Consider the following 25,898-nt stretch of genomic DNA (forward strand, 5'->3'; position numbering starts at 1 on the left):
CGGAGGCGGTCGATCATGGCGCAGGGCGAGGTGCTCGAATTCGAGGAGTACGTCCGGACCCGGCAGGACGCGCTGCTGCGCAGCGCCCGGCGTCTGGTCCCCGACCCGGTCGACGCGCAGGACCTGCTCCAGACGGCGCTCGTGCGGACGTACGGACGCTGGGAGGGCATCGCGGACAAGCGTCTCGCCGACGCCTACCTGCGCCGGGTGATGATCAACACGCGCACCGAGTGGTGGCGGGCCCGCAAGCTGGAGGAGGTGCCCACCGAGCAGCTGCCGGACGCGTGCGTGGACGACGCCACCGAGCAGCACGCGGACCGCGCGCTGCTGATGGACATCATGAAGGTGCTGGCACCCAAGCAGCGCAGTGTCGTGGTGCTGCGACACTGGGAGCAGATGTCCACCGAGGAGACGGCCGCCGCACTCGGCATGTCGGCCGGAACGGTCAAGAGCACGCTGCACCGGGCGCTGGCCCGGCTCCGCGAGGAGCTGGAGAACCGCGACCTGGACGCACGCGCGCTCGAACGTGAGGAGCGGGAGCGTTGCGCGGCCTAGCAGCCCGGGCCAGAACGGCCCTGAAGGCGGGGAGTTCGGCGGCGGCCGGGTTCGCCGCCCTCGGCCTTTTCGTGACCGCGTGTGCCACCGGTGGCACCGGTGCCCGCGACGAGGGCCCGGCGGGCAGTGACGCGGCCGCCAAGGGCGGCATCAAGCCCGTCGTCTCCGGTTCGCCGTCCAGCGCCTCCAGACGCGTGGACGCGGTCAAGATCGTCAAGAGCGACCCGGTGGTCAGCGCGGCGGTCAAGCGCGACCTGAAGCCGTGCGTCGCCGACGAGTACCCGGTCGACGTGTCGTACGGGGACCTGACCGGGGGGTCCGCGAACGACGTCGTGATCAACGTGATGACCTGTGCCGAAGCCGTGGGTGTCGGCAGTTACGTCTATCGCGAGGAGAACGGCCGGTACCAGAACGTCTTCACGCTCGAGGAGCCCCCGGTCTACGCCGAGATCGACCGGGGCGCCCTCGTGGTCACCCAGCAGCTGTACGGGAAGGGCGACCCGGTGTCGTACCCCTCCAGCGAGGAAGTGATCACCTACAGCTGGGCCTCGGCACGCTTCGTCGAGCAGTCCAGGATCCACAACGACTACAGCAGCGCGGTGGGCGGCTCCGACTCGCCCGCCCCGGACGCGAACTGAGAGCGCGGAGCAGCCGGATGGCAGAGCAGACCCACGTCCTGTTCGTCGAGGACGACGACGTCATCCGCGAGGCCACACAACTCGCCCTGGAGCGCGACGGCTTCGCGGTGACGGCCATGCCCGACGGGCTCTCGGGCCTGGAGGCGTTCCGCGCCGACCGGCCCGACATCGCCCTGCTGGACGTGATGGTCCCGGGACTCGACGGTGTGTCACTGTGCCGCCGCATCCGCGACGAGTCGACCGTGCCGGTCATCATGCTGTCCGCGCGCGCCGACTCGATCGACATCGTGCTCGGCCTGGAGGCGGGCGCCGACGACTACGTGACCAAGCCCTTCGACGGCGCCGTGCTCGTCGCCCGGATCCGCGCGGTGCTGCGCCGCTTCGGGCACGCGAGCGGAAGCGTGGGCGGCGGCCTCGACGGCGGCGCTCCGGCGGAGGGCGGGGTGCTCGTCTTCGGCGAGCTGGAGGTCGACACCGAGGGCATGGAGGTGACCCGGAGCGGTACGCCGGTGGCGCTGACGCCCACCGAGATGCGGCTGCTCCTGGAGTTCTCGTCCGCGCCGGGCACGGTGCTGAGCCGCGACAGGCTGCTGGAGCGGGTGTGGGACTACGGCTGGGGCGGGGACACCCGGGTCGTCGACGTCCATGTGCAGCGACTGCGTACGAAGATCGGCCAGGACCGTATAGAGACGGTCCGCGGCTTCGGCTACAAGTTGAAGGCCTGAGCACGCCATGCGGGGGATTTTTCAGCGCTCTGCTCCGGGGAAGCCCCCGGCCGCGGGGCGGGGACCGGTTCCGGGCGGACGTGCGGGAGCGGGGGGCGGTGTGAGCACGGGTTCGCGCGAGAGGGCCGGCGCCGGCGAGGGTGCCGGGCGGGGCGAGGTGCTCGGCGGTGGCCGGAGGCCCGGCGCGCTCTTCGGCCGCGGCCGGGGCATCGGCATAGGGATCGACCGGGGCACGGATTCGGGCACGAGCATCCGTACGGGCATCCGCTGGAAGCTCAGTACGGCGATCGCCCTGGTCGGCGCGCTGGTCGCCGTGGCGCTGAGCCTGGTCGTGCACAACGCGGCCCGCGTCTCGATGCTGGACAACTCGCGCGACCTCGCCGACGAGCGCATCCAGCTCGCCGAGCGGATGTACGGGCCGGGCCGGCCGCCGCCGTTCGGCGCCCAGATAGACGACCCCTCCATCCCGGCGGACCTGTTGGCGACGGTCTCGCAGGGGCGGCGGGCGACCTACGTCTCCGACAGCTCGAACGGCGTGCCGGACATCTGGGCCGCCGTACCGCTCAGGAACGGTCAGGTGCTGTCCTGGCACGAGCGGTTCACCGACCGCAACGCGGACGTGATGAAGGACCTCGACCAGGCGCTGATCATCGGCTCGATCGCGGTCGTCCTCGGCGGCAGCGCGCTCGGTGTGCTGATAGGCGGTCAGCTCTCGCGCCGGCTGCGCAAGGCGGCGGCCGCGGCGAACCGGGTCGCCAAGGGCGAGCCGGACGTCCGGGTGCGGGACGCGATCGGCGGTGTCGTGCTCGACGAGACCGATGACCTGGCGCGGGCCGTGGACGCCATGGCCGACGCGCTCCAGCAGCGCATCGAGGCCGAGCGCCGGGTGACCGCCGACATCGCCCATGAGCTGCGCACCCCGGTGACCGGGCTGCTCACGGCGGCCGAGCTCCTGCCGCCCGGCCGCCCCACCGAACTCGTACGGGACCGCGCGCAGGCCATGCGCACGCTCGTCGAGGACGTCCTGGAGGTCGCCCGGCTCGACGGGGCCTCCGAGCGGGCCGAGTTGCAGGACATCATGCTCGGCGAGTTCGTGGCCCGGCGGATCGCCGCCAAGGGCGCGGACGTCGAGGTGCGGGTGGTGCACGAGTCGGAGGTCACGACGGACCCGCGCCGTCTGGAGCGCGTCCTGCTCAACCTCCTGGCGAACGCGGCCCGGCACGGCAGGCCGCCGATCGAGGTCACCGTCGAGGGGCGGGTCATCCGGGTACGCGACCACGGCCCGGGCTTCCCCGAGAAGCTCCTCGCCGAGGGGCCGAGCCGGTTCCGCACCGGCAGCGCCGACCGCGCGGGCGACGGCCACGGACTCGGTCTCACCATCGCCGCGGGCCAGGCCCGGGTGCTCGGCGCGCGGCTGACCTTCCGCAACGTGCGGCCCGCGGGGGCTCCGGAGGGCGTGCCCGCCGAGGGCGCGGTCGCGGTGCTGTGGCTGCCGGAGCACGCGCCGACGAGCACCGGGAGCTTTCCGATGCTGCACGTGCCCGGGAAGTAGCCGCCCGCCCGGGAAGGAGCCGCCGGGGCCGCGCGGCCTGCCGCGGCACCGGGACCCGCCCGGCACAGGAGAAGGCCCCCGGGGCGGACAACGCCGGGGGCCTTCGTCGAGGGAGGGTCCGGGGGCGGCACCGAGGCCGGCCCCGCGGTCAGGTCAGACCGCCTCCGCGACCGGGACCTTGGGTGCCTCGTCCGGCGCGCCGCCCTCGCCGGGCTTGGGCGCTCCCGCTCCCTTGAGGGCGACCTCCTTGACGAACAGCGACGCCACCACCACGATCACGGCCACCGCGGCCCCCAGGACGAAGGCCGAGTGGGTACCGGCCGACACCGCGTGCTGGTAGGCCTCCCGCGCCGCCGCCGGCAGCTTCGCCAGGCTCGCCGCGTCGAGCTGCGCGGACTGCTCGGTGATCTTCGAACCCAGTGCGCCGGCCCGCTCGGCCATGACGTCCTGCACCCGGTGGTTGAACAGCGCGCCCATGATCGCGACACCGAACGACGAGCCGAGCGTGCGGAGCAGGGTGGTGGACGAGGACGCGACGCCCATGTCCTTCATCTCGACACTGTTCTGCGCCACCAGCATGGTGACCTGCATCAGGCAGCCCATGCCCAGACCGAGGACGGCCATGTAGACGCCGGACATGAATCGGGTGGTGTCCGTGTCCATGGTCGACAGCAGGTAGAGGCCGATCACCATCAGCACACCGCCGATGACGGGGAAGATCTTGTAGCGGCCGGTGGCGGTGGTGACCCGGCCGGCGACCATCGACGTCACGAGCATCGCGCCCAGCATGGGCAGCAGCAGCAGACCGGAGTTGGTCGCGGAGGCACCCTGCACCGCCTGCTGGTACAGCGGCAGGAAGAGCGTGGCACCGAACATGGCGAAGCCCGTGATGAAGCCGATGATCGACATCAGGGTGAAGTTACGGCTGCGGAAGATGTGCAGCGGCACGATCGGCTCGGCCGCCTTGGTCTGCCAGAACACGAACCCGACCAGCGCGGCGACGCCGAGACCGATGAGCTCCATGATCTGCGGGGACGCCCAGTCGTACTCCGAGCCGCCCCAGGTGGTGACGAGGACGATGGCGGTGATGCCGACGGTCAGCAGCACGGCACCCAGGTAGTCGATGCGCGTCTCGGACCGCTTCTTCGGCAGGTGCAGGACGGCACTGACCGCGGCGAGCGCGATCGCGCCCAGCGGCAGGTTGATGTAGAAGGACCAGCGCCAGCCCCAGTTGTCGGTGATGGTGCCGCCGACCAGCGGACCGCCGATCATCGCCAGCGCCATGACGCCGGCCATCATGCCCTGGTACTTGCCGCGCTCGCGGGGCGGGATCAGGTCGCCGATGATCGCCATGACGCCGACCATCAGACCGCCGGCACCCAGACCCTGGACGGCGCGGAAGCCGATGAGCTGGCCCATGTCCTGGGCCATGCCGCTGAGCGCGGAGCCGATCAGGAAGATCACGATCGACGTCATGAAGGAGCCCTTGCGGCCGTACATGTCGCCGAGCTTGCCCCAGATCGGGGTGGAGGCCGCGGTGGCGAGGGTGTAACCGGTGACCACCCAGGAGAGGTGCTCCAGTCCGCCCAGTTCGCCGACGATCGTCGGCATGGCGGTGCCCACGATCATGTTGTCCAGCATCGCGAGCATCATGGCGATCATGAGCGCCATGAGGACGACCCGTACGCTCCGCTGCTGCTTCTCGCCCTCGGCCGGTTTCCCGGTCTGTTCGGCGGCCGGGTCGGCCGCCTTCGTCTTGTCCGCCATCGCTCCCACTCCCCTGAGTACCTCTGTCACCGTCGGCTACTTACTTGCCGACCGGCAAGCTCACCACATCCCGGAAAGTAGTCCTCTAACTAGCCGGGCGTCAAGTAAGTAGGGCTAGTTTTACCAGCCGGTCGACAGGTAAGTTTCCAAGCAGCGCGAGGGATACGAGGATGGGCGGCACCATGGACGGCATCAAGCGGCAACGCCGAGGCGACACGCGGCAGCGCATCCAGGACGTAGCCCTCGAACTGTTCTCCGAGCACGGCTACGAGAAGACCTCGCTGCGCGAGATCGCCGAGCACCTCGACGTCACCAAGGCGGCGCTCTACTACCACTTCAAGACCAAGGAAGAGATCCTGATCAGCATCTTCCAGGATCTGACGCGGCCGCTCGACGAGCTGATCGAGTGGGGCAGGCAGCAGCCGCACAGCCTGGAGACCAAGCAGGAGGTGCTGCGCCGCTACAGCGAGGCCCTCGGCGGCGCGTCCCCGCTCTTCCGCTTCATGCAGGAGAACCAGGCGACGGTCCGCGAGCTGAGCATCGGCGAGACCTTCAAGGACCGCATGATCAGCATGCTGGAGATCATCAAGGAGCCGGAGGCACCGCTGACCGACCAGGTCCGGTGCATCAGCGCGCTCTTCACGATGCACGCCGGCATGTTCGTGCTCAGGGAGGTCGAAGGCGACCCCGAGGACAAGCGCAAGGCGGTCCTGGAGGTCGCGATCGATCTGGTGACGCAGGCTCACGAGCGCGGCGCCTCCTGAGAGTCGCCCCGCGCGCGGCGGCAGGGCCCCCGCACACGACGACGGAGCCCCGGCGCCGCTTTCGGCACCGGGGCTCCGCACCGTGTCACCGGCGCGGACGGGTCAGACCTTGACACCCAGGCTGTTGAGGAACGCCACCGGGTTGACGGCCGAACCGTAGTTGGGGGTCGTACGGATCTCGAAGTGCAGGTGCGGGCCGCTGGAGTTACCGGTGTTGCCGGACAGGGCTATGTGCTGGCCGGTGGAGACGGTCTGGCCGACACGCACGTCGACGCGCGACAGGTGGGCGTACTGCGAGTACTTGCCGTTGGGGTGCTTGATGACGACGGCGTTGCCGTACGCCGGGCCGTCACCGGCGCCGTTGGGGCCCGCCTTGACGACGGTGCCGGCGTGGGTGGCCACGACGTTGGTGCCCGTAGGCACGGCGAAGTCCTGGCCGGAGTGCTTGTGGGCCCACATGCCGCCGGCCTGGTTGAAGCTGGCGGACAGGGAGTACTTCGCGACCGGGTCGACCCAGGAGGCGGCCTTCTTCTTCGCCGCGGCCTTCTTGGCGACGGCCGTCTTGGTGGCGGCGGCCTTCTTCGCGGCGGCGGCCTTGGCCTGAGCCGCGGCCTGCGTCTGCACGGCGTTGGCCGTGCTGACGGGGGCGCTGCTGACGCCCGTTTCGGCGGCGGTCGCGACCCCGGCGCCCAGCACGACCGAGGCGCCCAGGCCGGCGGCCAGAACGACCGCCCGAGTGCGGACCAGGGAGGTGAGGGACTTGCGGGACGTGACGCGCTTCGACATGGATACCTCATGAAGACGGGGACAAGGGGCTGAACAACCACTCCGGCGAACTGCCTGGTGCCGTGTGGGCCATTCATTGGTAACCCGGCTCCCCAACCGCACTCAAACCCCCCATCTACGGCCTGAAGTAGTACTTCGCGTCAAAACTTCATGAACCGCGACAGCTCGGACATCTCGTACGGGATCTTGTCCATTTGGCCCGGAAAACAGGGTTTACCCCCACTTCAGACCCACACATCCCTTGCTAAACACGCTTTTGGCCCGCCTGTCCGGACGACCCGACGGCAGCCCCACCCACCCCATGCCAAAGGTCCCTTTTGTCCGATTTAGCGTATCCACTATGCGTCTTAGTACCGGCCGAAACGCCTGTGCGGCACATCACCGGGGCACCCCGTCCGAGCCCCCCGGAATGTGACGCGGGCTACGCCGTCGGCCCCTGTTTTCAAGGGTCTTGAGGCGTCCGCGGACCCATCACGGGCACCCCGCGGCACGGTTGCGCCACCACCCCGCCGGAACACTGTGCCGCTGTGCTGTCAGAACATACGGTTGTCCTTCCGGCCCAACGCTCTCCGGGGGATCGTCATGGACCCAGTAACCGTCGGCATCCGCCTGGCCTCCAGCGTGGCGGCGCCGCTGGTCAAGAAGCTCTTCGTGGCCGAGGGGCCCGGAGCGGGGCTCGTGGACAAGCCCGTACGGATCTCGGCGCTCGTCTCGTTCAAGGGCGAGAAACGGGTCGTCGGAGAGAGGGAACTGGCCGGCCTCTCGGCCGAACTGGTCGGCCGGGCACTGCGCGGCGGGGAACGGCCCTTCCCCGCGGACGAGGAACAGGCCGTCGTCCACGCCCTCGGCACGACCCTGCACGCCCTGGGCGACCTCACCATGACGGACGTCCAGGCGGTGGAGCTCGGCCACCGGGCGCTCGCCCAGCGGCTGCGCGCCGCCGCCGGGGACCCGGGCCGGGACCTGTCCTTCGACGCGACCGTGTTCTACGAGGGGCTGCTCGACACCGCCTGCCTCCACGTCCTGCACTTCTTCACCCAGCGCTCCGCCTTTGTCCCCCGCACCCTCGTGGAACAGAGCCGCAGACAGCGCGAGCTCATCGCCAAGGTGGACGAACTGATCGCCCGCACCCCCATGACGGGCGGCACCGACCGTGCCTTCGAGCAGCGCTACCTCACCCACACCGCCACCCGGCACGGACACCTCACCATCTACGGCGTCGATCTCGTCAACTCCCCCGAACGCTGGCCCCTCGACACCGCCTACCTCAGCCTCCGGGCCCTGCGCCCCGCCGAGGACGAGGAGACCGTCGCACCGGAGGGCGTACGCATCGCCGCCGCCGGTGCCTCACTGCCCGCCGAACAGGCCCTCGCGCAGCAGGACCTCGTCCTGCTGCGCGGAGTGGCCGGATCCGGCAAGACCACGCTGGTGCAGTGGCTGGCGGTGACCACGGCACGCGGCGAGCGCGGGGACCGCATTCCCTTCGTCCTCCCGCTGCGCACCCTCGTCCGCCGCCCCGACGGCCTGCCGGCCCCCGACGCGTTCCTGTCCGCCGTACGGATCCCCTTCCACGCGACCCAGCCGGACGGCTGGGCCGACAGGGTGCTGCGCCACGGCCGCGGCCTGCTGCTCGTCGACGGACTCGACGAGATCCCCGAACGCGACCGCGAACACACCCGGCGCTGGCTGCGCGAACTCCTCGACGCCTACCCCGGCAACCAGTGGCTGGTCACGTCCCGCCCCTCGGCCGTACGGGAGGACTGGCTCGCGTCCGACGGCTTCACCGAACTCCTCCTCTCCCCCATGACCGGCGACGACGTGGCCGCCTTCATCCGCCGCTGGCACGCCGCGGTACGCCCGGACGCCTCCGACACGGACCGCCTCGACGACTACGAGCGCTCGCTCCTCGACGCCGTCCGGACCAAGCCCGACCTCGGCCGCCTCGCCACCAACCCCCTGATGTGCGGGCTGATCTGCGCGCTGCACCGCGACCGGCGGGGCTACCTGCCCCACGGCAGACAGGAGTTGTACGACGCCGCGCTCTCCATGCTGCTGTCGCGCCGCGACGAGGAACGCGACATGTTCACCGCCGGGGGCGGTCACGACGGCGTCCGTCTCACGGAGCTCCCGCAGATCCAGCTCCTGCAGCGGCTCGCCTACTGGCTGATCCGCAACAACCGCTCGGAGATGGACCGGGACCGCGCCGAACGCATCGTCGCCGACGTCCTGCCCTCCCTCCCGGCCGCCGCCCGGCAGGGCGACGCCGCACGGATCCTGCGCCACCTCGTCGTGCGCAGCGGCCTCCTGCGTGAACCCGCCCCGGGAACAGTGGAGTTCGTCCACCGCACCTTCCAGGACCACCTGGGCGCCAAAGCGGCCGTCGAGGACGGGGACTTCGGGCTGCTGGTGCGCAACGCCGGCGAGGCCCAGTGGGCCGACGTGATCCGGATGGCCGTCGCCCACGCCCGGCCCCGTGAACGCGCCGAGCTGCTCGGCTCCATGACCGGCGCGGCGGCACACCTCGACACGGCGGCGGCGACCCGGGTACGGCTTCTCGCCCTCGCCTCGCTGGAACACGCCACGCAGCTCGCGCCCGAGGTGCGGACCGCGGTGGAACGCGACGCGGCCACGCTCATCCCGCCGAGGACGGCGGCGGAGGCCCGTGCCCTGGCCGAGGCGGGCCCCCTCGTCCTGGAACTGCTGCCCGGACCCGAGGGGCTGACCGATGCCGAGGCCCGGGGCGTCGTGATCACCGCCTCGCTGATCGGCACCGACGCGGCCCTCCCCGTACTGGCGCGCTTCCGCTCCCACCCGGCGCTGGCGGTGCGGGCCCAACTCACCTGGGCGTGGCACCGGTTCGACACCGAGCGCTACGCGTCCGAGGTCATCTCCGGACTGGACCCGGAGGGCCTGTACTTCACCGCCCACTCGGCCGCCCAGCTCCACGCGCTGCGCGAGCTGGGCGGCCGGCCCATGCTGCAGATCGTCGGTGACATCGGCGCCGCGGAGCTGCGCTCCTGCCTGCCGCCCGACCAGGTGACCCATCTGGCGCTGCTGTACAACGGCCGTCTGCGGGACCTGGACTTCCTGACCGCCCAGCCGCGGCTGACACGGCTCGGTCTCGACCAGTGCACGGAGGTCGACAGCTTCGCGCCCCTCGCGGAGCTGCCCCTGCGGACGCTGTCGATGCTGTCCCACCATGCGCGGACCCCGCCGCCCGACGGTCTGACCGCCCTGACGTCCCTGCGTGAACTGAACGTGGGTCACCGGCTCGCGGGCCGGTCCCTGAGCGAGGCGCTCCCCCTGGGCTCCCCGCTGGAAGTCCTCTCCTTCGGCCTGGACGTGCTGCGGGAGACCGGGCTGCGGGGGCTGCGCCACTGGCGGTCGCTGCGCACCCTGTGGCTGAGCCGGGTGCCCGCGGAGCTGGGTCCGGAGGACTGGTCCGAGGCCGCCGCGCTGCCGGGACTCAGGGAGCTGCGGATCCACCGGTCCGCCCTCGGAGCCCTCTCCTCGGCGCCGCCGCTGCCCTCGGTCGAGCACCTGGAGCTGAGGAAACCGGCGGGGGACGAGGACCTTTCCGCGCTGAGGGCCCTGCTGCCGAATCTGCGGACCGTGCATTTCGTCCTCGGTTCGGACAGCGGGACCGTGCCGGAGCGTCTCGCGGAGCAGTTGCCGGGCGAGCACACGGCGACCGCGACCCAGAGCGTTCTGTGACTCCTCCCGGAGCGAGGTCCGTGATTCCGGGCGGACGGGAGACGTGACGCCTGACGGACGGGAAAAAGGAGCCGCCCCGGCAGACGGGAAAAGGGGCTGCCCCGGGACCGGAGTCCCGGGGCAGCCCCTTTCAGGCGGACCCGGAGGTCACGCCTCCTTGCTCAGGTTGGGACCGGCACCGCCGGCGGCCTGCTCGATCGGCGGGACGTCGGGGAGCGCCGACTTCTCCTCACCCCGGAAGGTGAAGGTCTTGGCATCGCCCTCGCCCTCCGTGTCGACGACCACGATGTGGCCGGGACGGAGCTCGCCGAAGAGGATCTTCTCCGAGAGGATGTCCTCGATCTCGCGCTGGATGGTCCGGCGCAGCGGCCGGGCGCCCAGGACGGGGTCGTAGCCCTTCTTGGCGAGGAGCGACTTGGCGGTCGGGCTGAGCTCGATGCCCATGTCCCGGTCCTTCAGACGCTCGTCGACCTTGGCGATCATGAGGTCGACGATCTGGATGATGTCTTCCTCGGTGAGCTGGTGGAAGACCACCGTGTCGTCGACACGGTTCAGGAACTCGGGGCGGAAGTGCTGCTTCAGCTCCTCGTTGACCTTGGCCTTCATCCGGTCGTAGTTGGTCTTGACGTCGCCCACGGCCGCGAAGCCGAGGTTGAAGCCCTTGGAGATGTCCCGGGTGCCGAGGTTGGTCGTCATGATGATGACCGTGTTCTTGAAGTCCACGACCCGGCCCTGGGAGTCGGTCAGACGACCGTCCTCCAGGATCTGCAGCAGCGAGTTGAAGATGTCCGGGTGGGCCTTCTCGACCTCGTCGAAGAGGACGACGGAGAACGGCTTGCGGCGGACCTTCTCGGTCAGCTGGCCGCCCTCTTCGTAGCCCACGTAGCCGGGGGGCGAACCGAAGAGACGCGAGACCGTGTGCTTCTCGCTGAACTCCGACATGTCGAGGGAGATCAGCGCGTCCTCGTCACCGAAGAGGAACTCCGCGAGGGTCTTCGACAGCTCCGTCTTACCGACACCCGAGGGGCCGGCGAAGATGAAGGAACCACCGGGACGCTTCGGGTCCTTCAGACCCGCTCGCGTACGGCGGATCGCCTGCGAGAGCGCCTTGATGGCGTCCTTCTGGCCGATGACCCGCTTGTGGAGCTCGTCCTCCATGCGCAGCAGACGCGAGGACTCCTCCTCGGTCAGCTTGAAGACCGGGATGCCGGTGGCGGTGGCCAGGACCTCGGCGATCAGCTCGCCGTCGACCTCGGCCACGACGTCCATGTCGCCGGCCTTCCACTCCTTCTCGCGCTTGGCCTTCGCCGCCAGCAGCTGCTTCTCCTTGTCGCGGAGAGAGGCCGCCTTCTCGAAGTCCTGGGAGTCGATCGCCGACTCCTTGTCGCGGCGCACGCCCGCGATCTTCTCGTCGAACTCGCGGAGGTCCGGCGGCGCGGTCATCCGGCGGATGCGCATCCGGGAACCGGCCTCGTCGATCAGGTCGATCGCCTTGTCGGGCAGGAAGCGGTCCGAGATGTACCGGTCGGCGAGCGTCGCCGCCTGCACCAGGGCCTCGTCCGTGATGGAGACACGGTGGTGGGCCTCGTACCGGTCGCGCAGACCCTTGAGGATCTCGATCGTGTGGGGGAGGGAAGGCTCCGCCACCTGGATCGGCTGGAAGCGGCGCTCGAGGGCCGCGTCCTTCTCGAGGTGCTTGCGGTACTCGTCCAGGGTGGTGGCGCCGATGGTCTGGAGCTCACCGCGGGCCAGCATGGGCTTCAGGATCGAAGCGGCGTCGATGGCGCCCTCGGCGGCACCCGCACCGACCAGCGTGTGCAGCTCGTCGATGAACAGGATGATGTCGCCGCGGGTGCGGATCTCCTTGAGGACCTTCTTCAGGCGCTCCTCGAAGTCACCGCGGTAGCGGGAGCCGGCGACCAGGGCGCCGAGGTCGAGGGTGTAGAGGTGCTTGTCCTTGAGGGTCTCGGGCACCTCGCCCTTGACGATGGCCTGGGCGAGGCCCTCGACGACGGCGGTCTTGCCGACGCCGGGCTCGCCGATGAGCACCGGGTTGTTCTTCGTGCGGCGGGACAGCACCTGCATGACCCGCTCGATCTCCTTCTCGCGCCCGATGACCGGGTCGAGCTTGGACTCGCGGGCGGCCTGGGTGAGGTTCCGGCCGAACTGGTCGAGGACCAGGGACGTGGAGGGGGTGCCCTCGGCAGGACCGCCGGCGGTGGCGGTCTCCTTGCCCTGGTAGCCGGAGAGCAGCTGGATGACCTGCTGCCGCACCCGGTTGAGGTCTGCGCCCAGCTTGACCAGGACCTGGGCGGCGACGCCCTCGCCCTCACGGATCAGGCCGAGCAGGATGTGCTCCGTGCCGATGTAGTTGTGGCCCAGCTGAAGGGCCTCGCGGAGCGACAGCTCCAGGACCTTCTTGGCACGGGGGGTGAAGGGGATGTGGCCGGAGGGGGCCTGCTGGCCCTGGCCGATGATCTCCTCCACCTGCTGGCGGACCGCCTCGAGCGAAATCCCGAGGCTCTCCAGGGCCTTAGCGGCGACACCCTCACCCTCGTGGATCAGGCCCAGGAGGATGTGCTCGGTGCCGATGTAGTTGTGGTTGAGCATCCGGGCTTCTTCCTGAGCCAGGACGACAACCCGCCGCGCGCGGTCGGTGAACCTCTCGAACATCGTTAATCGCTCCTCAGAGCGGTCAGGCAGTAAGGGGACGCTCCCCTCCCTGTCCTTCCGCAGCTTAGTCCCGCAAGCGGGGACCGCTCATTCCAACTGCCGACACCGTCCTTGGCCTCCTGACCCCGAACGCCGACATCTGCTCCAACCTGATGGTGCGAGACGATGTTCCCGCAGGCCAGGCGGATACCCTCTCCCGCTGTACGCCGATGGCGAACGTGAGATGCCCGAACCCTGCGTGTCGCCCCTCCCACTAGGCATGTCTTACCCGCGCGCACTGACAGTCCATGCCGCGCGCACCGATTCCCTCCGCTACGGGCGAACATCCGCGCCCGCCGGAACGCTCCCTCGCGCCCCCTTTTCCGGAACTCTTCGCGTTCACGGAAACGCCCAGCGTAACTCCGGGGCGCTTTCGACGGTTGCTCCCTGCATGGTTCCCTCCGTCCCTGTCTCTCGCGTCCCCCGTCGGCCGCCCCGGCCGGATGATCCGGTCGAGGCGGTGCGTCGGTGGTACGAGAACGAACTGGGCTGGGCGGCAGTGCCCGGATCACCGGTCCGGCTGGTCACGGGGCTGCGCTTCGACGTCCTGGAGGTGCCGGCGGAGGCGGGGTTCCCGGGGCTGCGGCACCTAGGGCCGGCTTCCCCGGTGGCCCTTCACGGGGAGCGGATGCGGCTGCTGGTGGCCGCGGGGAGTGCCGAGGAGCTGCCGGGGCTGCTCGACTGGCTGGAGTGGGGCGCTCTCGCGCTGGACCTCACGGCGATCGGCGCGGGCGGGAGCATCGAGGCTCCCCCGCCGCCGGACCCCGGTGTCGTGGTGGCGCCGGATCCCGGGACCCGGGAAACGCGGAGAGGCCCACGAGGGGCCGCCCGCTGGCTGCGGCCCCCGGAGCCCGGCCGCGCCGTGGAGCCGGCGTTGCCGGCGCTGTCGGCGCTGGGCGGCGGGGCCGTCGGCGGGGGCGTCGGGAACGCCCCCGATCTCGTACGACTGGTGCAGACGATGGCGACTCACTGCCACCGCGTGAAACTGCGGCGAGCGTGCGCTCAGCCGTTGGCCTTCTCGTAGGCCTCGCGAATGGACGCGGGAACGCGGCCGCGGTCGTTGACCTCCAGGCCGTTCTCCTTCGCCCAGGCGCGGATCTGCGCGGTGTCCTGGCTGCCGCCGGAAGCGACGCGGGCCTTTCCGCGTCCGCCCGAAGCACGGCCTCCGGTACGACGGCCGCCCTTGACGTAGGGGTCGAGAAGGCCACGGAGCTTGTCCGCGTTGGCGGTCGTGAGATCGATTTCGTACGTCTTGCCGTCCAGCGCGAACGTCACGGTCTCGTCCGCCTCGCCACCGTCGAGGTCGTCGACAAGAAGGACCTGAACCTTCTGTGCCACGGGATTTCCTTTCATCGATAACTTCAGGGCAAGGAGGGCCCCGCGGCGTCCGCCGTTTCGCCGTCCCTTGTTATATGCAGTACTGCAGTACGTCGGAAAGCAAACCGCTTTTGCCGGAAAAACACAAACCCCTGGCGGAGACCCACTGGACTCCGCCCGCCCGGAAACGTGCGCGTTTCGGACATAGGGAACGCGGGCAGCGCACTCCGCCGGAATAGCCGGCCGCGATCACAGATGCAGAAGCATCCGGCTGTTGCCCAAGGTGTTCGGTTTCACTCGTTCGAGACCGAGGAACTCCGCGACGCCCTCGTCATAGGAACGCAGGAGCTCGGCGTAGACATCGGTGTCGACGGGCGTCTCGCCGATCTCCACGAAGCCGTGCTTCGCGAAGAAGCCGACTTCGAAGGTCAGACAGAAAACCCGGCGAACACCGAGCCAGCGGGCGGTCTGGAGCAACTTCTCGAGCAACTGATGGCCGACGCCCATGCCCTTGACCGCGGGGTTCACCGCGAGAGTGCGGACTTCCGCGAGGTCTTCCCACATCACGTGCAGGGCGCCGCAGCCGACCACCTCGGCGTTGTCGTCGCGTTCCGCGACCCAGAACTCCTGGATGTCCTCGTAAAGGGTGACGGTGGGTTTGTCGAGCAGGATACGGCGGCGCACGTTCGCGTCGAGGAGTCTGCGTACGGCCGCGACATCGCTGGTCCTGGCCCGCCGGACGGTGACGGCTTTTGCGGTGACTTCGGGATGCTCCGCCGGAAGCCCTGCCGGAACCTCCGCGGGATGCTCTGCTGACATGAGCGGACGCTATCGCCCGGAGGCGTCCCCGTCAGCGGCGGGGTTCTCCCCGGAGGGCTCGGGCGCCGGCGGCCTTTCGACGGCTTCGGGGGCCGGCGGTTGCGGCCCTTGCACCATCCGTACGGCATCGTTGAGCGCCACCCGCTGTTCCGCGCTCATCATCCCGAAGAAGGCGACGAGAGCCGCCGCGGGGTTGTCGCTCTGCGACCAGGCGTCGTTCATCAGCGCCGCCGAGTAGGCGGCCCGCGTGGAGACCGCCTCATATCGATAGGCCCGGCCTTCCGCCTCGCGGCGCACCCAGCCCTTCTGATGGAGATTGTCCAAAACGGTCATCACCGTGGTGTAGGCGATGGACCGTTCCTGTTGAAGGTCTTCCAGGACTTCCCGAACGGTCACCGGGCGGTTCCACTTCCACACCCGCGACATGACCGCGTCTTCGAGTTCTCCCAATGGGCGAGGCACAGTTCAGAACAATAGTGGGAGAGGGCCAACAAAAAGGGCGTACGACTCGAAGGACGCAGGAAACGTCCGAGTCGTACGCCGGTGACGGCGCGGCCGGGTGCGGGGCCGGGGCGCGCCGGGGGAGCCGCGCGGGGCCTGCGGGGCCCGGGGCTCAGGCCCCGGCGTCCTTGGGGGCCGAGGTCTGCCGGGCGGCCTCCGCGCGTGCGAGGGCGGCGTCGACGGCCCCGTCCTCCTTGGCCTTGTTGGCCCCGCCCTGACTCTTCACGATCGTCACGATGAGCCCGATGAAGAACACGGCCATCACTACCGGGGGCACGAGCGCGGAGACGTAGTCCATGCCCCCAGAGTAGCCAGGGGGTGCCGCTCCACTCGGCCCGGGTCCGCGCGACACCACCGACAGGGCACCGCGCCTCGGTGCCGCCCGGTCCGGACGACAGACCCTAGCCCGCCGCGAGCCGCTGCGACGGATCGGCCGGCGGGGGGCCGGGCTTGCGCCTCGGGGGGAAGACCTCGCCCGGCGTGGGGATGGGCCTCTCCGGGCGGGGCGACCGGACCGGCTGCTGGGGCTGCGGCCTCGGCTCGGACTTCCTGTCGGGCTCCTCGGCGGCGCGGCCGCCGGGCAGGGCCAGCAGACGGGTGCGGGACTGGGGGACCGAGGCGACCGTGCGGCCCGCGAGCCGGGCGCGCACGTCCTGCTCGGCGAGGCCCCGGCAGCGTTCCAGGAGGGCCGCCGCCAGGGGGTTGCCGCGCAGCGCGCGCAGCGCGGCGAGGTCGTCGGGGTTCGGCCGGTACCCCGAGGCGAGGACCTCCTCCAGGAGGGCGAGGTAGCCGGCGGCGGTGCCCGGCAGGGCGGCCCGGTAGCGGGCCAGGTCGGCCAGCAGGAAGGCCCGGAGCCTGGCCCCCTCGCCGGCCGCCTCGTCGACGGACTCGGCGAGGCGGAGGCAGTCCTGGACGTCCTCGGCCGAGACGGGGCTGGGGTGCAGGGCGAGGGCGAGGGCACGGCGGAGCACACGCAGCTCCTCCGCGCCGAACGCCATGCCGCCGTGGGATCCGTAGGGCGTGGGCATGGGGGCGACGATACGTGCTAATCAGACAAAATCCGCATAGCAGAAGAAATGCGGCGCGTCCTGTTTTCGTCGGACACCCGAGCGCATCCCGCTTTCACCGCGCGCCGTGGACGGTTCCGTATTCACCGGCGCCGGGCACCGGGCGCCGAGTGCCGGGTGCGGGGGCACGGGGCCGGGCGGGGAATTCCGCCGCGGCCTTCGGAAGGCCGCGGGTTCCGGAAGGCCGTGGATTCCGGAAGGGGGACGGCCGCCGCCGGAAGGACGCCCCCGTCGCCCTTCCGGAACGAAAACCGGAGGGGCCCCGCCGACGCGGGACCCCTCCGGTGCCGACCGCCCGCGTCACGCGGGCGCGGCTCACATGCGTGAGACGTTGCGCTCGTAGACCAGACGCAGTCCGATCAGCGTCAGCCACGGCTCGTGCTCGTCGATCACCGAGGACTCGCCGAGGACCATCGGGGCCAGTCCGCCGGTGGCGATGACGGTGACGTCCTCGGGGTCGTCGGCGAGTTCGCGCGCCATCCGGTTCACGACACCGTCGACCTGGCCCGCGAAGCCGTAGATGATGCCCGACTGCATCGCCTCGACGGTGTTCTTGCCGATCACCGCGCGCGGCCGGGCCACCTCGATCTTGCGGAGCTGCGCGCCCTTGACGCCGAGCGCGTCGACGGAGATCTCGATGCCGGGGGCGATGACACCGCCCACGTACTCGCCCCGCGCGCTGACCGCGTCGAAGGTGGTCGCCGTGCCGAAGTCGACGACGATCGCCGGTCCCCCGTACAGCTCGACGGCCGCGACGGCGTTGATGATCCGGTCGGCGCCGACCTCCTTGGGGTTGTCCGTGAGGATCGGCACGCCCGTCTTGACGCCGGGTTCGACGAGGACGGCGGGGACATCGCCGTAGTAGCGCCGCGTCACCTCGCGCAGCTCGTGCAGCACGGACGGCACGGTCGCGCAGATCGCGATGCCGTCGATGCCGTCGCCGAGTTCCTCGCCGAGCAGCGGGTGCATGCCCATGAGTCCCTGGAGCAGCACGGCGAGTTCGTCCGCCGTGCGGCGCGAGTCGGTGGAGATGCGCCAGTGCTCGACGATCTCCTCCCCGTCGAAGAGGCCGAGGACCGTGTGGGTGTTTCCTACGTCGATGGTCAGCAGCATGGCCGGGGTTACTCCGCCGCTCGCAGGTCGAGGCCGATGTCGAGGATCGGGGAGGAGTGCGTGAGCGCGCCCACCGCCAGGAAGTCGACACCCGTCTTCGCGTAGGCCTCGGCGTTGGCGAGGGTGAGCCGGCCGGACGCCTCCAGGAGGGCGCGGCCCGCGACGAGGGCGACCGCCTCCTCGCACTCGACGGGCGTGAAGTTGTCCAGCAGGATCAGGTCGGCGCCCGCGTCCACGACGTCGCGCAGCTGGTGCAGGGTGTCGACCTCGACCTCGACGGGGACCTCCGGGAACATCTCCCGTACGGCCTTGAACGCCTCGGCCACGCCGCCGGCGGCGACCACGTGGTTGTCCTTGACCAGCGCCGCGTCGGACAGCGACATGCGGTGGTTGACGCCGCCGCCGCAGCGCACCGCGAACTTCTCCAGGGAGCGCAGGCCCGGCGTGGTCTTGCGGGTGTCCCGCACCCGCGCCTCGGTGCCCTCCAGGGCGTCCGCCCACGCGCGCGTGGCGGTCGCGATGCCGGACAGCCGGCACAGGAGGTTGAGGGCGCTGCGTTCGGCCGTCAGCAGGTCACGGGTGCGCGTGGTGACGCTCAGCAGCTTCTGGCCGGCCTCGACGCGGTCGCCGTCCTCGACGTGCCGCTCGACCTCGAACTCGTCGGTGCAGACCACGGAGAGGACGGCCTCGGCGACGCGCAGACCCGCGACGACGCCCGCGTCCCGGGCGGTGAAGTCCCCGGTGGAGACGGCGTCCTCGGGGATGGTCGCGACCGTCGTCACGTCCACGCCGTGGTCGAGGTCCTCCTGGATCGCCACGTTCGCGATGTCCTCGACCTCCAGGGGGTCGAGACCGGCGTCGGCGAGGAGCTGGGCCAGAGCGGGATCGAGGCCGCACTCCAGGTACGCCTCGTCCGTGTCTGCGCCGCAGCCGCAGCCGTCGCCGCAGCCGCCGCTCTCGGCGAGGGGAAGGTCGTGGGTGCTCACTTCGGTCACTGCTCCTGGGGACGGGACGGGGGCGCCGGGTGGGGCTGCCGGGATGTCGGGGGGAAGTCTGCGGTATCGGTGGTGCCGACGGCGAGGGTCCGGTCGGGATTCAGCCGTACGACGATGTGGCGGCGCCACCCGTCGTCGTCGCGGTCGGCGTGGTCCTCGCGCCAGTGGCAGCCGCGGGTCTCCTCGCGCAGCAGGGCGGCGGCGACCAGGACGCGGGCCACGCACAGCAGGTTGGTGGCCTCCCAGGTGTCGACGCCGGGCTCGGAGGTCTTGCCGTTCTCGTCGAGGGCGTCGCGCGCGTCCGTGTGCAGCCGCTGGAGCTGCTCGGCCGCGGCCGCGAGGGATTCCGCGGAGCGCAGCACACCGGCGCCGTTCGTCATGATCCGCTGGACCGCGAAGCGGGTCTCGGGGGCGAGCAGCGGGTGCGCGGGCGTCTCGGGGTGCGGGACCGGCTGGGGCACGCGCGCGTGCAGGCCGTCCTCGGCGTGGCGCTCCGCGATGTCGGCGGCGATGCGCTCGGCGTAGACGAGGCCTTCGAGCAGCGAGTTGGAGGCGAGCCGGTTGGCGCCGTGGACGCCCGTGCAGGCGACCTCGCCGCACGCGTACAGGCCGGGGACCGTGGTGCGGCCCCGGGCGTCGGTGCGGACGCCGCCGGAGGCGTAGTGGGCGGCCGGGGCGACCGGGACGGGCTCGGTCACCGGGTCGATGCCGTTGGCGCGGCAGGCGGCGAGGATCGTGGGGAAGCGGTGCTCCCACATGGCGGCGCCGAAGTGCCGGGCGTCGAGGAACATGTGCTCGGCGTCCTGCTCCAGCATGCGGCGCGTGATGCCCTTGGCGACGATGTCCCGGGGCGCCAGTTCGGCCAGCTCGTGCTGTCCCACCATGAAGCGCACGCCGTCGGCGTCGACCAGGTGGGCGCCCTCGCCGCGCACCGCCTCGGAGACCAGCGGCTGCTGGCCCTCCGCGTCGGCGCCGAGGAAGAGCACGGTCGGGTGGAACTGGACGAACTCCAGATCGGAGACCTCGGCGCCCGCGCGCAGGGCGAGGGCCACGCCGTCGCCCGTGGAGACGGACGGGTTGGTGGTCGCGGAGAAGACCTGGCCCATGCCGCCGGTCGCGAGGACCACGGCGGGGGCGTGGACGGCGCCCACACCGTCGTGCTGGCCCTCTCCCATGACGTGCAGGGTCACGCCCGCTGTGCGGCCCTCGGCGTCCGTCAGGAGGTCCAGGACGAGCGCGTTCTCGACCGTGCGCAGACCGCGCGCGCGGACCGCCTCGACGAGGGCCCGGGAGATCTCGGCGCCGGTCGCGTCGCCGCCCGCGTGCGCGATGCGGCGGCGGTGGTGGCCGCCCTCACGGGTGAGTTCGAGGCCGCCCTCGGAGGACTCGTCGAAGTGGGCGCCGGTCTCGATGAGGCGGCGCACCGCGTCGGGGCCCTCGGTGACGAGGGTGCGCACGGCCTCCTCGTCGCACAGGCCCGCGCCCGCGACCAGGGTGTCGTCGAGGTGCTGTTCGGGGGTGTCGCCCTCGCCGAGGGCGGCGGCGATGCCGCCCTGGGCCCAGCGGGTGGAGCCGTCGTCCAGGCGGGCCTTGGTGACGACGACGGTCCGCAGTCCCGCGGCCTCGCAGCGCAGGGCGGTGGTGAGCCCGGCGACGCCGGACCCGACGACCACGACGTCAGCGGTCAGGGCCCACCCGGGGGCGGGGGCGTGCAGGCGTATGCCGGTGCCAGTGGCGGTGTCTGAACCTGTGCCTTTGCCGGTCACGAGGCGGCTCCGAAGGTGAGGGGAAGGTTGTCGATCAGCCGGGTCGTCCCGACCCGGGCGGCGACGGCGAGGACCGCCTCGCCGGTGAAGTCGTCCGGGATCTCCGTGAAGTCGGAGGGGTCGACGAGAGCGAGGTAGTCCAGGACGAGCGGCGGCCGCAGGCGGGCCGCCTCGTCGAGGACCAGCCGGGCCGCCGAGCGGACCCCGCCGGGCCAGCCGGGGACGGCCTTGGCGACGGCGTGCGCGTCGGCCGCGGCCCGCGACTCGCCTATGGCGCTGAGGGCCTCGGCGCGCTCGCGCGTGGCGGGCACCTCCAGGGCACGCGCGCGCAGCGCCTCCTGGGCGGCGTGCCGGTCCCGGCCCGCGAACAGGGCCTGGGAGAGGGCGAGCGCGGTGCGCCGCTCCTCGGCCGAGAGGTAGCGGTTGCGGCTGGAGAGGGCGAGTCCGTCCTCCTCGCGCACGGTGGGGACGCCGAGGATCTCCACGCCGAAGTTCAGGTCGCGCACCATGCGCCGGATCAGGGCGAGCTGCTGGGCGTCCTTCTGTCCGAACAGGGCCACGTCGGGCCGGGTCAGGTGCAGCAGCTTGGCGACGACGGTGAGCATGCCGTCGAAGTGACCGGGCCGCACGGAGCCTTCCAGGCGCTCGCCCATCGGCCCCGCGGAGATCCGGACCTGGGGCTCGCCGCCGGGGTAGACCTCGTCGGCGGACGGCGCGAACACGACGTCGGCGCCCGCCTCTTCGGCGATCTTCAGGTCGGCGTCGAGGGTGCGCGGGTAGCGGTCGAGGTCCTCGCCCTGCCCGAACTGGAGGGGGTTCACGAAGACGGTGACGACGACCTCGCCGCCGGCGCCCGCGATCTCGCGGGCGGTGCGGACCAAGGTGGCGTGGCCCTCGTGGAGGGCGCCCATGGTCATCACGACGGCCCGGCGGCCGGTGCGGGCCCGCGCGGACAGTTCGCCGGCGGTGCGCAGCAGGGTGGTGGTCATCGGGTGTCTCCCTCGGTCCCCTGGGTCGCTTCCGTCCCGGCGGCGAGTACCCCCAGGAGGTCCTCGGCAAGTTCCGGCTTGAGCAGTCCGTGGGCGAGCGCGCGGTCGGCGGTCGCGCGGGCCATCGCCAGATAGCCGGCGACGGTCCCCGGGGCGTGCCGGCGCAGTTCGGCGACGTGCGCGGCGACCGTGCCCGCGTCCCCGCGCGCGACGGGTCCGGTCAGGGCCGCGTCGCCCGACCTGAGCGCGTTGTCCAGGGCGGCGCCGAGGAGCGGGCCGAGCATGCGGTCGGGGGCCTCGACACCGGCGGTGCGCAGCAGGTCCATCGACTCGGCGACCAGGGTCACCAGGTGGTTGGCGCCGAGCGCGAGGGCCGCGTGGTAGAGCGGGCGGGACTCCTCGGCGATCCACTCGGGCTCGCCGCCCATCTCGATCACGAGGGCTTCGGCGGCCAGCCGCAGCTGCTCGGGGGCGGTGACCCCGAAGGAGCATCCGACGAGCCGCTGGACGTCCACGGCGGTGCCCGTGAACGTCATCGCGGGGTGCAGGGCCAGCGGCAGGGCGCCCGCCCTGAGGGCCGGGTCGAGCACGCGCGCCCCGTACCGTCCGGAGGTGTGCACCAGGAGCTGTCCGGGACGGACGGCGCCCGTCTCGGCGAGTCCCTCGACGAGCCCGGGGAGCGCGTCGTCGGGAACGGTCAGCAGCACGAGGTCGGCGAGCTCCAGGACCTCGGCCGGGGACACCAGCGGGACGCCGGGCAGGAGCTGCGCGGCACGCCGCCTGGAGGCGTCGGAGACTCCGGAGACGGCCACCGGGTGGTGTCCGGCGAGCTGGAGCGCGGCGGCGAGCGCGGGTCCGACACGGCCGGCGCCGACGACGCCGACGGTCAGCCGCGCGGGGCGGTCCTTGGGCTCTGGCTGGGGATGTGCACTCACGCGACGGCGGCCTTCCGTTCCAGTCCGCTCGGGGTACCGGACGATTTCTCGTCATGTTAACGCGATTGGTCGCAGGGCCGTTCGGCCATCCACAGGCTGTGGGTTTCCGCGGGCCCCCGCGGCGGCCCGCGGACCGCCGCGGGGGCGGGGGTTCCGCAGGTCGGCGGGACGTGGATTTCGGGGTGCTCCGAAGGGTCCGCCCGGGACATGATCCTGGGATGAGCGATACGGCGGTACGAAGCGGTGGGGAACTTGTGGAGCCGGGCGGGGCGGAGCCCGCGGCGCGGGCCGGGGAGGGGGTGGCCGGGCTGTCCCACCAGGAGCGGTTCGAGCGGCGCGTGGTGGCCTGGAGGGCGGCCGGGCGTGTGCTGTGGCGGCCCGGCTACCAGCTGACGCTCCGCGAGCGCCTGGACTGGCTGAGCGAGGGCGCGGGTGGGGTGTGCGACCTCGACGAGCGGGTCGACATGTACGGCGACGGCCTCGTCGAGACCCTGGAGGAGCGGGTCGCCGAGCTGCTGGGGACGGAGGCGGCGGTCTTCTTCCCCACCGGGACCATGGCCCAGCAGGTCGTCCTGCGCTGCTGGGCGGGCCGGACCGGGAACCCGGCCGTCGCCCTGCACGGACTCAGCCATCCCGAGGTGCACGAACGGCAGGCGTTCAGCCAGGTCAGCGGCCTGCGCCCGGTCCGTCTGACGAACGAGCCCCGGATGCCGACCGCCGAGGAGGTGCGGGACTTCCCCGAGCCGTTCGGCGCGCTGCTGCTGGAGCTGCCCCTCCGGGACGCCGGTTTCGTCCTGCCCTCCTGGGAGGAGCTCACCGAGGTCGTGGAGGCGGCCCGGGAGAGGGACGCGGTGGTCCATGTCGACGGGGCCCGGCTGTGGGAGTGCACCCCGCACCTCGGACGCTCCCTGCGGGAGATCGCCGGCCTCGCGGACAGTGTGTACGTCTCGTTCTACAAGTCGCTCGGCGGTTTCGGCGGTGCCGCCGTCGCGGGGCCGAAGACGCTCGTGGACGAGGCGAAGACCTGGCGGCACCGGTACGGCGGCATGGTCATCCATCAGTTCCCGACCGTCGTGTCGGCACTGATCGGCCTGGAGCGGGAGCTGCCCCGGCTGCCGGAGTACGTCGCCCACGCGCGCGTGGTCGCCGACGCCCTGCGCGAGGGCTTCGCGGAGGCCGGTGTCCCCTGGGTCCGTGTCCATCCGGAGGTGCCGCACACCCATCAGTTCCAGATCTGGCTGCCGTACGAGCCCGACGTCCTCGGGGACGCGGCGCTGCGGCAGGTCGAGGAGACCGGGACGGGCCTGTTCGCCCAGGGCTGGAACCAGGGCGGCCCCGGACTCGCGTACACCGAGGTCACGGTGGCCGAACCGGGTCTGGAGTGGACGGCGGACGACGTGAGGGCGGCGGTCCGCACGCTCGTGGAACGGCTGCCGGGCGGGGGCGCCCCGTAGGACGGGGGCGCGCACGGCCCCTCGTGGGACAGGAGCCCGGACGGTCACGGCACGGGGCGCGGGAAGGCGGTCACGGCAGGGGTACGGGGAGGCCGGGCGGGGCGGGGGTCAGCGGGCCGGGCGCCCGTGCCCGCCGCTCAGCCACCGGCTCAGGGCTCCGCGCAGCCGGCCACGGGCCGGACGTCCCGCCACGACGGCGCGGAACCGGCGGTATTCGCGCAGCTCCCGCGCGGTCTGCCGGTCGTGGCTGCCGGGTGCCGGAGGTGCGGCCTCCCCGTGCTGCGCGAACCGGTAGCCGTCCAGAAGGTACTGCTGGGTGATGCTCATGACCGATCGCCTCTCGGGACGAGGGATGGGATCCGAAGGCCCCGCGCGAACTGCCCCGGTCGTCCCAGGTTGCGCCTGATCGCGGCGGCTGTCGCCCCGATTGACGGCCCTCGTCAATCGGGGCGGCCCGCTGTCGGTGGCCGGGTGCACCATGGGGGCATGAGCGTGCGCATCGACATCGGCGGGCTGCGGCCGGAGCGGGTGGCCGTGGTCCCGTCCCCGCTGGCCGAGCTGGGGATGGCGCTGCACGCGCTGGCGGAGCCGGGCCACCACCCCGGGCTGCAGGGCTGGGCGACGGGGGTGACCGCCGGGCTCGACGCCCACCTCGCGGACCGGATGTGCGAGGCGGACTTCCTGTGGCGCACGACGTTCTCGGACCTGTTCCTGCCGTGCGCGGGCATCCCGGGCGGGGCCTCGGTGCCGGGTGCGACGCTCGCCGAGGACCTGGACATGCTGGACAAGCTCACCGACGAGCAGTTCGTGGACACGGCCCTGGAGTTCACCTGCGCGCTGTCCTACGGCTCCGAGGGGCCGCACGCCCTCTCCGACCCCGAGGTGCGGCGGCGCGCCGTGGACCTGGCCGCCGCACGGGGACCGCAGCAGACGCGGTTCACCGAGCGGCTGCTGGTGGACCCGCCGGGCGTACGGGCCTGGCTGCGCCAGCTCCTGGAGGACTGCGACGAGGCCTTCTTCGCGGAGACCTGGTCCCGGCTGCGCCACCCGCTGGCCGCGGAGGCCCGTCACAAGACGGACCTGCTGCGGCACAAGGGCCTGTCCGAGGCGCTGGCCTCCGTCTCCTCGGCCCTGTCCCTGGACGAGACGGCGCGGATCATCACCGTCGACAAGCTGACCGAGGGGAGCACGACGGTCACGGCGGACGGCGGTCTGCTGCTGGTCCCCACCAGCCTCGGCCGTCCGCACCTGCTGGTGCTGCACCGCTACCGCTGGCAGCCGGTGCTCCAGTACCCGGTCAGCTCGCCCGAGCTCGCCGCCCCTCCCTCGGTCGAGCAGCTCACCCTGCGGATGGCCGCCCTGTCCCACCCGGTCCGGATGCGCATCTGCCGCCATCTGGCCCGCAGCGCGTACACCACCGGCGAGCTCGCCCAGGTGCACGGGATGACCGCGCCGGAGATATCCCGGCACCTGAGCGTGCTCAAGAAGGCGGGCCTGATCACCACGCGGCGCCGCGGCCGTTACGTGCTGCACCAGCTCGACGTCGGCGTGGTGGGCCGGCTGGGCGGCGACTTCCTGGAGGGGATCCTGCGCTGAGGGGCCACGGCCGGCCCGGGCGCCGGCCGTCGCGGGTTCGCTCCGGTGGGTGGGTCGGGGCCGTGCCGGTGCATCAGCCCGTCGCCGTCGGGTGAGGCGTGGGCGTCGGTGGCGACGGGCATCGATGTACCGG

General features: G+C 71.8%; 23 protein-coding genes. 9 read left to right on the forward strand and 14 right to left on the reverse strand.

From position 1 onward, the window contains the following. Positions 1–15: 15 nt before the first annotated feature. From ACFW6B_RS05360 to cseC, 4 genes are read left to right on the forward strand one after another with little or no spacing between them, the layout of a single operon-like run. Entirely contained in the window at positions 16–555 is a 540-nt protein-coding gene (locus ACFW6B_RS05360; RefSeq protein WP_386592233.1) for a SigE family RNA polymerase sigma factor, read from the forward strand. After that, a complete protein-coding gene (locus tag ACFW6B_RS05365) occupies positions 543–1,193 on the forward strand; it encodes a hypothetical protein (protein ID WP_386592235.1) in 651 nt (216 codons plus the stop codon). Before ACFW6B_RS05360 ends, ACFW6B_RS05365 begins: the two co-directional genes overlap by 13 nt. 17 nt (positions 1,194–1,210) lie before the next feature. Continuing rightward, positions 1,211–1,918: a two-component system response regulator CseB gene (gene cseB, locus ACFW6B_RS05370; RefSeq protein WP_386592237.1), complete on the forward strand. Its 708-nt coding sequence runs from the start codon at positions 1,211–1,213 to the stop codon at positions 1,916–1,918. Between the two features lie 7 nt (positions 1,919–1,925). After that, positions 1,926–3,470 carry a two-component system sensor histidine kinase CseC gene (gene cseC / locus ACFW6B_RS05375; RefSeq protein WP_386592239.1) on the forward strand — a complete coding sequence of 515 codons (1,545 nt, stop codon included), beginning with the start codon at positions 1,926–1,928 and terminating at the stop codon, positions 3,468–3,470. Between the two features lie 153 nt (positions 3,471–3,623). On the opposite strand, the gene ACFW6B_RS05380 is transcribed toward cseC, so the two are convergent. After that, positions 3,624–5,237, reverse strand: a complete 1,614-nt coding sequence (locus ACFW6B_RS05380) for an MDR family MFS transporter (RefSeq protein ID WP_386592241.1) — start codon at positions 5,235–5,237, stop codon at positions 3,624–3,626. 170 nt (positions 5,238–5,407) lie between these two features. On the opposite strand from ACFW6B_RS05380, the gene ACFW6B_RS05385 reads away from it, so the two are divergent. Beyond that, complete coding sequence (locus ACFW6B_RS05385) at positions 5,408–6,001, forward strand: TetR/AcrR family transcriptional regulator (protein WP_386592243.1); 594 nt, start codon at positions 5,408–5,410, stop codon at positions 5,999–6,001. 102 nt (positions 6,002–6,103) lie between these two features. Here ACFW6B_RS05385 and ACFW6B_RS05390 read toward each other — a convergent pair whose 3' ends face one another. Next, positions 6,104–6,787, reverse strand: coding sequence for a M23 family metallopeptidase (locus ACFW6B_RS05390; RefSeq protein WP_386592245.1), 684 nt, complete (start codon positions 6,785–6,787; stop codon positions 6,104–6,106). Positions 6,788–7,369: 582 nt separating this feature from the next. On the opposite strand from ACFW6B_RS05390, the gene ACFW6B_RS05395 reads away from it, so the two are divergent. Continuing rightward, positions 7,370–10,501: an NACHT domain-containing protein gene (locus ACFW6B_RS05395; RefSeq protein ID WP_386592247.1), complete on the forward strand. Its 3,132-nt coding sequence runs from the start codon at positions 7,370–7,372 to the stop codon at positions 10,499–10,501. A gap of 147 nt (positions 10,502–10,648) precedes the next feature. Here ACFW6B_RS05395 and ACFW6B_RS05400 read toward each other — a convergent pair whose 3' ends face one another. Further along, on the reverse strand, positions 10,649–13,174 hold the full coding sequence (locus tag ACFW6B_RS05400) for an ATP-dependent Clp protease ATP-binding subunit (RefSeq protein WP_386592249.1): 2,526 nt from the start codon (positions 13,172–13,174) through the stop codon (positions 10,649–10,651). 430 nt (positions 13,175–13,604) lie between these two features. On the opposite strand from ACFW6B_RS05400, the gene ACFW6B_RS05405 reads away from it, so the two are divergent. Then, on the forward strand, positions 13,605–14,237 hold the full coding sequence (locus tag ACFW6B_RS05405; protein ID WP_386592251.1) for an SCO3374 family protein: 633 nt from the start codon (positions 13,605–13,607) through the stop codon (positions 14,235–14,237). Here the strand turns inward: ACFW6B_RS05405 and ACFW6B_RS05410 are convergent. From ACFW6B_RS05410 to ACFW6B_RS05455, 10 genes are all read right to left on the reverse strand, one after another. Then, positions 14,216–14,551, reverse strand: coding sequence for an Lsr2 family protein (locus ACFW6B_RS05410; protein WP_386592253.1), 336 nt, complete (start codon positions 14,549–14,551; stop codon positions 14,216–14,218). The two genes, ACFW6B_RS05405 and ACFW6B_RS05410, sit on opposite strands and share 22 nt — an antisense overlap. A 228-nt stretch (positions 14,552–14,779) precedes the next feature. Beyond that, positions 14,780–15,349 (reverse strand): amino-acid N-acetyltransferase, encoded by a 570-nt coding sequence (locus ACFW6B_RS05415; RefSeq protein ID WP_386592255.1) that lies wholly within the window; start codon positions 15,347–15,349, stop codon positions 14,780–14,782. Positions 15,350–15,358: 9 nt separating this feature from the next. Continuing rightward, on the reverse strand, positions 15,359–15,811 hold the full coding sequence (locus ACFW6B_RS05420) for a BlaI/MecI/CopY family transcriptional regulator (RefSeq protein ID WP_386592256.1): 453 nt from the start codon (positions 15,809–15,811) through the stop codon (positions 15,359–15,361). 151 nt (positions 15,812–15,962) lie between these two features. Further along, complete coding sequence (locus ACFW6B_RS05425) at positions 15,963–16,148, reverse strand: hypothetical protein (protein WP_386592258.1); 186 nt, start codon at positions 16,146–16,148, stop codon at positions 15,963–15,965. Between the two features lie 103 nt (positions 16,149–16,251). Beyond that, the gene (locus ACFW6B_RS05430) at positions 16,252–16,878 is read right to left on the reverse strand and encodes a hypothetical protein (RefSeq protein WP_386592260.1); all 627 of its coding nucleotides are present in this window, start codon (positions 16,876–16,878) and stop codon (positions 16,252–16,254) included. A gap of 354 nt (positions 16,879–17,232) precedes the next feature. Next, positions 17,233–18,030 (reverse strand): type III pantothenate kinase, encoded by a 798-nt coding sequence (locus ACFW6B_RS05435; protein WP_386592262.1) that lies wholly within the window; start codon positions 18,028–18,030, stop codon positions 17,233–17,235. A gap of 8 nt (positions 18,031–18,038) precedes the next feature. Then, the gene (gene nadC, locus ACFW6B_RS05440; RefSeq protein WP_386592264.1) at positions 18,039–19,016 is read right to left on the reverse strand and encodes a carboxylating nicotinate-nucleotide diphosphorylase; all 978 of its coding nucleotides are present in this window, start codon (positions 19,014–19,016) and stop codon (positions 18,039–18,041) included. Positions 19,017–19,021: 5 nt separating this feature from the next. After that, positions 19,022–20,791, reverse strand: coding sequence for an L-aspartate oxidase (locus ACFW6B_RS05445; RefSeq protein ID WP_386592266.1), 1,770 nt, complete (start codon positions 20,789–20,791; stop codon positions 19,022–19,024). After that, positions 20,788–21,780: a pantoate--beta-alanine ligase gene (gene panC / locus ACFW6B_RS05450; RefSeq protein ID WP_386592268.1), complete on the reverse strand. Its 993-nt coding sequence runs from the start codon at positions 21,778–21,780 to the stop codon at positions 20,788–20,790. The genes ACFW6B_RS05445 and panC overlap by 4 nt, the downstream gene beginning before the upstream one ends. After that, positions 21,777–22,715 carry a Rossmann-like and DUF2520 domain-containing protein gene (locus tag ACFW6B_RS05455; protein WP_386592270.1) on the reverse strand — a complete coding sequence of 313 codons (939 nt, stop codon included), beginning with the start codon at positions 22,713–22,715 and terminating at the stop codon, positions 21,777–21,779. Before ACFW6B_RS05455 ends, panC begins: the two co-directional genes overlap by 4 nt. A 218-nt stretch (positions 22,716–22,933) precedes the next feature. Here ACFW6B_RS05455 and ACFW6B_RS05460 point away from each other — a divergent pair, with 218 nt between their 5' ends. After that, the gene (locus tag ACFW6B_RS05460; protein ID WP_386592272.1) at positions 22,934–24,169 is read left to right on the forward strand and encodes a threonine aldolase family protein; all 1,236 of its coding nucleotides are present in this window, start codon (positions 22,934–22,936) and stop codon (positions 24,167–24,169) included. Between the two features lie 108 nt (positions 24,170–24,277). On the opposite strand, the gene ACFW6B_RS05465 is transcribed toward ACFW6B_RS05460, so the two are convergent. Further along, on the reverse strand, positions 24,278–24,496 hold the full coding sequence (locus tag ACFW6B_RS05465) for a hypothetical protein (RefSeq protein ID WP_386592274.1): 219 nt from the start codon (positions 24,494–24,496) through the stop codon (positions 24,278–24,280). A gap of 159 nt (positions 24,497–24,655) precedes the next feature. On the opposite strand from ACFW6B_RS05465, the gene ACFW6B_RS05470 reads away from it, so the two are divergent. Further along, positions 24,656–25,765: a DUF5937 family protein gene (locus ACFW6B_RS05470; RefSeq protein WP_386592276.1), complete on the forward strand. Its 1,110-nt coding sequence runs from the start codon at positions 24,656–24,658 to the stop codon at positions 25,763–25,765. The last annotated feature ends 133 nt before the right edge of the window (positions 25,766–25,898 follow it).

Origin of the sequence: Streptomyces sp. NPDC058751 (assembly GCF_042746485.1) — a bacterium.
Lineage (GTDB): Bacteria > Actinomycetota > Actinomycetes > Streptomycetales > Streptomycetaceae > Streptomyces.